The following is a 6,060-nucleotide window of genomic DNA, read 5'->3' as shown; positions in this document are numbered from 1 at the left end:
TAAGAGACTGGTGGTCGCCGGGTGGCACGACGCGGACGGCTTCCGGCCGTCGCCCCGGGACGGCCGGGCGCCGGGCTTCTACTGTGAGTTGCGGCCCGTCTCCGACGCGTGGGTGCCCGAGGCGCTGGCCGTCTCGGGGCTGGACCGCGCGGCGCTGCTCGCCGGCGGCACCGATCCGGCGCTCGCCATGGACCGGTTCACCCGCTGGCTCGACCAGGTGCGCACCGGGCCGGACGGGCGGCGGTACCGGCCGGTGATGGTGGGCTACCCCGCCGTCTACGACTGGCAGTTCCTCCACTGGTACCTGGTCCGGTTCACCGGCTCCAGCCCCTTCGGCCACTCGGGCTGCCTGGACATGAAGACGCTGTACGCGGCGCGCGCGGGCGTGCCGTTCGCCGGGATCGGCAAGCGCTCGATGCCGGCGGAGCTGCTCCCCGGCCTCCCCCACACCCACCACGCCCTGGACGACGCCCGGGAGCAGGCCGCGCTGTTCGCCAACCTGATGGCTTGGGACGGGCCCGTGACGGTCGGCGGATCGGGGTGGTCGGATCGGGGTGGTCGGATCGGGGCGTCGGCGGTCAGCGGATCGTGACGGGCAGGGTCTCGTAGCCGCGCAGGACGAGGCGGTCGCGGCGGGTGGGGAGGCCCCCGGGGGCCAGCCGCGGGAAGCGGTCGAGGAGCGCGGGGACGGCGATGCCGGCCTCCAGGCGCGCGAGTTGGCTGCCGAGGCAGAAGTGCGCGCCGCCGCCGAAGCTGAGCGGCTGGCTGTCGGTGCGGGTGGGATCGAAACGGTCCGGGCGGAGGTAGCGGGCCGGGTCGTGGTTGGCGGCGCCCAGCAGGGCGAAGACCGCGGTGCCGGGCGGGGTCGGCAGGCCGGCCACCGCGAGGTCGGGTGCGGCGGCGATCCGGGAGGTCACCTGGACCGGCGAGTCGTAGCGCAGCACCTCGTCGGTGAAGAGCGAGGGGTCGAGCGCGCCGGTGCGCAGGCCCTCGGCGGCCTCCGGGTGGCGGAAGAGCAGGGCGAGGCCGTTGCCGAGCAGGTTGGTGGTGGTCTCGAAACCGGCCACCAGGAGCAGGACGAGGTTGCTCAGCAGTTCCTCGCCGGAGATCCGGTCCGGGGACTCGGCGGCGATCCGGGCCAGGTCGCTGACCAGGTCACCGGTCGGACGGGCCAGCCGTTCGGCGGTCAACTCCTCGAAGTAGGCGGCGAGTTCCACGGCAGCGAGGTCGGCTGCGGCCAGCTCGCCGAGGTCCTGGATGAGTTCCAGGGCGATGGTGAGGTCCGAGGCGAGGCCGCGGAAGCGGTCACGGTCGGCGGCGGGAACCCCGAGCAGCTCGCAGATCACCTCGACCGGGAGGCGGAAGGCGAAGGCGTCCATGAAGTCCACCGGCGAGCCGTCGGCGCCCCGGTCCGCCAGTTCGCCGAGCAGCCGGACCACCGTGGCCTCGATCGCCGGCCGCAGGGCCGCCACCCGGCGGGCGTTGAAGGCCGAGGCGATGAGCGAGCGGACCCGGCCGTGGTCGGGCGCGTTGCGCTGGAGGATCGAGCGCCCGAACAGCCCGACGGAGGGGTGGGCGAGCAGTTCCGGCTGGTCGGCGGCGAGGGCGCGGGGGTCCTCCAGCGCGAAGGCGGGGTTGCGCAGCACCTGGTTGACGGCGGCGTGGCCGACCACCAGGACCACCCCGGGGCCGGCCGGGGCGGCCGGGCCGAGCTCGTGCGCCCGCGCGTACAGCGGGTAGGGGTCGAACCGCCCCTCGGTGGTCATGAGCTGCTCGATGATCGACGCGCCATCCATCCGGCTTCCCCTCCGTGGATCCGACTCCCGGACAGACAACTGTTGGTGGACGGAAGGGAGTTCCCGGGGAACGGCGGAACGGGCGGGGTGGGGCGGGACGGCCGGGCGGCAGCGGCGCGCGGCGAGGACGCCGGGGCCGGACGGGGCCGGTCGGTAGGGTGGTGGGATGGAGATCTGGATCAACCCGCGTTGCGGGAAGTGCCGTACCGCGCTGAAGGAGCTGGAGGGCGCGGGCGTCACGTACACCGTGCGGCGTTACCTGGAGGACCCGCCGAGCGTCGCCGAGCTGGAGCAGGTGCTGGAGCGGCTCGGCCTGGAGCCGTGGGACATCGCCCGGACCGACGAGCAGGTGGCCAAGGACCTCGGCATGAAGCAGTGGGGCCGGGAGGCGGGCGACCGGGCGCGCTGGCTCGCGGCGATGGCCGAGCACCCGATCCTGCTCCAGCGCCCGATCATCACCGCGGACGACGGGCACGCGGTGGTCGCCCGCACCCCCGAGGCGCTCAAGTCCGTCCTGCCGTAGGCCCCGGACCGCCGGGGTCCCGGACCCGTGGAGGGGCCGGCCCCGGCGGCGTCCGCGTCAGCGGCGTTCGAAGTGCCGCACCGGCTCGCCCGGGTGCCAGGAGCTGATCCGCACCGTGTCGCCCTCGACGGTGGTCAGCACGACCTGTTCCAGCTCCAGCCGGAAGGCCTGGTACGGGCCGGGCGGCGGCTCGGGCAACTCGGCCTCGTAGGCGGCGCGGTCCGCCGCGTCGGTGAGCTCGACGGCCCGGCCGGACACCTTGGCGTCGCCGTCGGCCAGCGTCTCGTCGCTCGGGTTGCTGTGCAGCGCGAAGCGGGGGTCGCGGCGGAGGTCCTGCGCCTTGACCGCGCCGTCCATCGACCCGAGCATCAGGTCGGCCCCGAGGAACTCCACCTCGATGCCGCTCACCCGGGGCGAGCCGTCCTTGCGGAGCGTCGCCAGGACGTGGTGCCTGTTGGCCTCGAAGCGGGCCCGCACGGCGGGGGCCAGGTCCGGTGCCTCGTGCTCGAAATCCTGCCAGGAGGTCATGGTGCCAGTGTGGCACCGGGCACCGACACCGGACAGCGGTCGTCGGTGCCCGGTGCAACACTGGTCCGATGACCACCAGCATCACCTACATCGCCTTCCTGCGGGCCGTGAACGTCGGCGGCCGGACGGTGAAGATGGAGCGCCTGCGGGCGCTGTTCGGCGAGCTCGGTCTGGAGCGCGTCGGCTCCTACATCCAGAGCGGCAACGTCTTCTTCACCGCCGCGGCCACCGACGCGGCGGGCCGGGCGGCGCTGACCGGGCGGATCGAGCGCCATCTGGAGGAGCAGCTGGGCTACCCGGTGCCGGTGCTGCTGCGCACCGCGGACGAGGTCCAGGCGGTGCTGGACGCCGAGCCCTTCGCGGGCGTCGAGGTCACCCCGGACGTGCGGCTCACGGTGAACTTCCTCTCCGAGCCGCTGCCCGCCGACTTCCCGGTCCCGTACACCTCGCCGAAGGGCGACTACGAGGTGATCGGCGCCGACCCCGGTACCGCGTACGTCGTGGTGCACCTCAAGGACGGCAAGTGGGTCACCAGCGGTGCGCTCTTCGGGAAGTCCTACCGGGGCTCGGTGACCTCGCGGTTCCTGCACACCACGGCCAAGATCCTGGCCGCCGCGCGGAAGGCCTGACCTCCCGGGAACCGGCCGTCCCCGGAACCGGACTCCTCTCGGAGGCCCGGAGGCCCCGTTGGCCCGGTCCGCGCCCGCGCTGCACGCCTGCGCGGCCCTGCTCGGCCGTGCGTTCGCCCGGATCGCGGAGGCGGCGGCCGACGGCCGGACCTTCGACCGCACGACGATCGTGCGCTGCGCCGACATCTGGGACAACACCACCTTCCCGCCGCCCGCCGGACCGCCCTGCGCCGCGAGCGGGCCGCACGGGCCGGACTGCGGCGGACGGCCGGGCACCCGGTCGGGGGGCTGGTTCCGGGGGCGGAACCGGACGGCCCCCGGACCGGCCGAGGGGTACGGCGGGGAGCTCTTCCCGGTGAGGGGCCGCTGACGGGGACGGCCGTGGACGGCTACGACCCGTCCCATTGCCGCCCGCTGCGGCTGGATGTGAAACGGTCCGGCACGCGGCTGTGCGCGGCCCTGGACGGCGAGGTCCCGCACAGGTGCGGGCCGTCCGAGGAGGGCCCGGCCGGCGCCGAGGATCGTCCTGATACTGGACGAGGTACCGGCGGCCGAGTTCGAGGCGGGAGCGGACGGGCCGGGAGCGGACGGCCCGGGGCCGCTGGAACGGCGGGTGGACGCGGACGGGGTTGTTGCGGGCGGCCCGTGCCTCGTTGGCCCTCCAGGACCGGCACCTGCGCCCCCCTGAGCGCCCGGTCCGGCCGGTCCGGCGGAGCGCGGCGGCCGACGGCGGTCCTCGTGCAACGCGCGGTGCCGGACATCCGGGGGCGCGGCACCCCGGATCGGTCCGGGCGGGGCGGGCGGGCGCGCCCTGATCGAGCGCTGGGCGGCACGCGGCGGTGGCCCCTGGGCGAGCTGGTTCCCCGAGCAGCCCGCCGCACGGAGCCCGCCCGGCCGCACCGGGACGTGGGCGAGGCACCCGGCCGGCCGGTTGTCGGGCGGCGGTGCGGCTGCTGCCGGTCCGCTTCGCCGGTCACGGCCACGACCCGGACGGGCCCGCCTCGGCGGTCGTCCACCTCGCGGTGCCGCCGCCCGGTTGAGCCGGACCGTGGCGGCCGGCCGTGGAGCGGACCGAGCAGCTGGAGCGGTTCCGGTTCGACTCCACGGCGTTCGGCACACCGGGGGCGGCACGGGCGGACGCCGGGCGGCCGGCGGTGGGCGCAGGCTTCGCGCTGCGACGGCGGCCCGCGGAACCTGGACAGCCCGGCGGGGAGCGGCCGAGAATCGGTCCATGATGTCGCGTGAGAACCGGACCAGGGTGGTCCGGCCGTCCGAGGCCGAGCGGGAACGGGCGCTCGGGGTGCTGCGGGAGGGCGCGGGGAACGGCCGGCTGTCGCACGACACCTTTCTCGGGCGGCTGGACCTCGTGCTCCACGCGGGCAGCCGCGCCGAACTGAACGCGGTGATGGCGGACCTTCCGGCCGGGAACCCGGTGGGGCGCTTCGTGCTGCGCGCGGTCGGCCGGGTCTCGTCGTTCGGGGTGCGGCTGGGCGCGGCCTGGCGGGCCGAGCGGCTGCCCGGCCTGAGCCTCCCGCAGGCCGGGGCCGGACAGTTGACGATAGGCCGGATCCCCGGGTCGGGACTGCGGCTGAACGACGCGTCCGTCTCCCGGCAGCACGCCGAGCTGCGCCGCGAGGGCGACGGCTGGGTGCTGTACGACCTCGGGTCGACCAACGGCACCCATGTGAACGGCTACCGGATCGTCGGCGGGGTGCGGGTCCGGCCGGGCGACCAGGTGCGGTTCGGCAACCTGGAGTTCCGGCTCGCCCCGGCGTGACCCGCCGCCGTCGGGGCGGGACCCTGCGGGGCGGGACCCTGCGGGGCGGGCGCCGGGCGGACGCACGGTCGGCTGCGGCTGCGGCTGCGGGCCGGACTGTCAGTGGCGGGTGCTTGGATGCGGACATGGACCAGGACACCGTGCACAGCACCCTTGCCGCCGAGGTACTGCGGGACGCCGAGGAGCGGGCCCGTGAGCTGATCCGGTGCGGCTTCCAGGAGCCGGACGAGATAGCGGAGTCCCTGGTCGAGGACCTCGACGACCAGGGACTGACGCTGGAGGAGGCGGAGCGGATCGTCGCTCCGCTGTGGCGGGAGCGTCTGCAGGAGCAGGCCGCCTGGCCGGAGACGACCGACGTCGACCGGCTGGAGGCCGCCTTCGACGCCCTGGAGGAGCTGGGCATCGTCGCCGCGATGGACTTCACCTGCTGCGCGAACTGCGGCTACGCCGAGATCGGGGGCGAGGCCGCCCCGGACTCGCGCGGTTTCGTGTTCTTCCACCAGCAGGACACCGAACGGGCCGCCGAGGGCGGTGCGTTGATGCTGCGGTACGGCGGCTTCCAGGTGGCGGACGAGCCGACGGAAGCGGCCGTGCGGCGGACGGCCGAGGTCGGGCGGGAGGTCGCCGCGGCGCTGGCGGCGGCCGGGCTTCCGGTGGAGTGGGACGGCTCGCCGGAGACGGCGATCGCGGTCACGCCGATCACCTGGCTCAACCGCCTGCCGGAGTAGCCTCCGCACGCCTTCCCGCACCCGCGCCCTCCCGCGCCCTCCCGCGCTCACCCGTGCCGGACCGGTCCGGCGCGGGTGG

General features: G+C 75.4%; 8 protein-coding genes. 6 read left to right on the top strand and 2 right to left on the bottom strand.

The window, feature by feature from the left end; genetic code table 11:
* The coding region (locus tag ACFXAM_RS37360; protein ID WP_380298230.1) for a hypothetical protein at positions 1 to 592 on the top strand (592 nt) is incomplete at its 5' end.
* Here the strand turns inward: ACFXAM_RS37360 and ACFXAM_RS37355 are convergent.
* On the bottom strand, positions 579 to 1,796 hold the full coding sequence (locus ACFXAM_RS37355) for a cytochrome P450 (RefSeq protein ID WP_380298229.1): 1,218 nt from the start codon (positions 1,794 to 1,796) through the stop codon (positions 579 to 581). The two genes, ACFXAM_RS37360 and ACFXAM_RS37355, sit on opposite strands and share 14 nt — an antisense overlap.
* Positions 1,797 to 1,962: 166 nt before the next feature.
* Between ACFXAM_RS37355 and ACFXAM_RS37350 the strand changes: the two genes are divergently transcribed.
* Complete coding sequence (locus tag ACFXAM_RS37350) at positions 1,963 to 2,319, top strand: arsenate reductase family protein (protein WP_380298227.1); 357 nt, start codon at positions 1,963 to 1,965, stop codon at positions 2,317 to 2,319.
* 57 nt (positions 2,320 to 2,376) lie between these two features.
* Here ACFXAM_RS37350 and ACFXAM_RS37345 read toward each other — a convergent pair whose 3' ends face one another.
* Positions 2,377 to 2,847: a pyridoxamine 5'-phosphate oxidase family protein gene (locus tag ACFXAM_RS37345; RefSeq protein WP_380298225.1), complete on the bottom strand. Its 471-nt coding sequence runs from the start codon at positions 2,845 to 2,847 to the stop codon at positions 2,377 to 2,379.
* A gap of 68 nt (positions 2,848 to 2,915) precedes the next feature.
* Here ACFXAM_RS37345 and ACFXAM_RS37340 point away from each other — a divergent pair, with 68 nt between their 5' ends.
* From ACFXAM_RS37340 to ACFXAM_RS37325, 4 genes are all read left to right on the top strand, one after another.
* Positions 2,916 to 3,476, top strand: a complete 561-nt coding sequence (locus tag ACFXAM_RS37340; RefSeq protein WP_380298224.1) for a DUF1697 domain-containing protein — start codon at positions 2,916 to 2,918, stop codon at positions 3,474 to 3,476.
* 58 nt (positions 3,477 to 3,534) lie between these two features.
* Positions 3,535 to 3,846: a hypothetical protein gene (locus ACFXAM_RS37335; RefSeq protein WP_380298222.1), complete on the top strand. Its 312-nt coding sequence runs from the start codon at positions 3,535 to 3,537 to the stop codon at positions 3,844 to 3,846.
* Between the two features lie 861 nt (positions 3,847 to 4,707).
* Positions 4,708 to 5,253, top strand: coding sequence for an FHA domain-containing protein (locus ACFXAM_RS37330; RefSeq protein ID WP_380298220.1), 546 nt, complete (start codon positions 4,708 to 4,710; stop codon positions 5,251 to 5,253).
* A 125-nt stretch (positions 5,254 to 5,378) separates the two neighbouring features.
* Positions 5,379 to 5,981 carry a DUF6891 domain-containing protein gene (locus tag ACFXAM_RS37325; protein WP_380298219.1) on the top strand — a complete coding sequence of 201 codons (603 nt, stop codon included), beginning with the start codon at positions 5,379 to 5,381 and terminating at the stop codon, positions 5,979 to 5,981.
* Positions 5,982 to 6,060 lie beyond the last annotated feature (79 nt).

Origin of the sequence: Kitasatospora sp. NPDC059462, from assembly GCF_042749955.1 — a bacterium.
Lineage (GTDB): Bacteria > Actinomycetota > Actinomycetes > Streptomycetales > Streptomycetaceae > Kitasatospora.
Note: the sequence above shows the minus strand (reverse complement) of the source record. Positions and strands in the feature narration are given on the sequence as shown.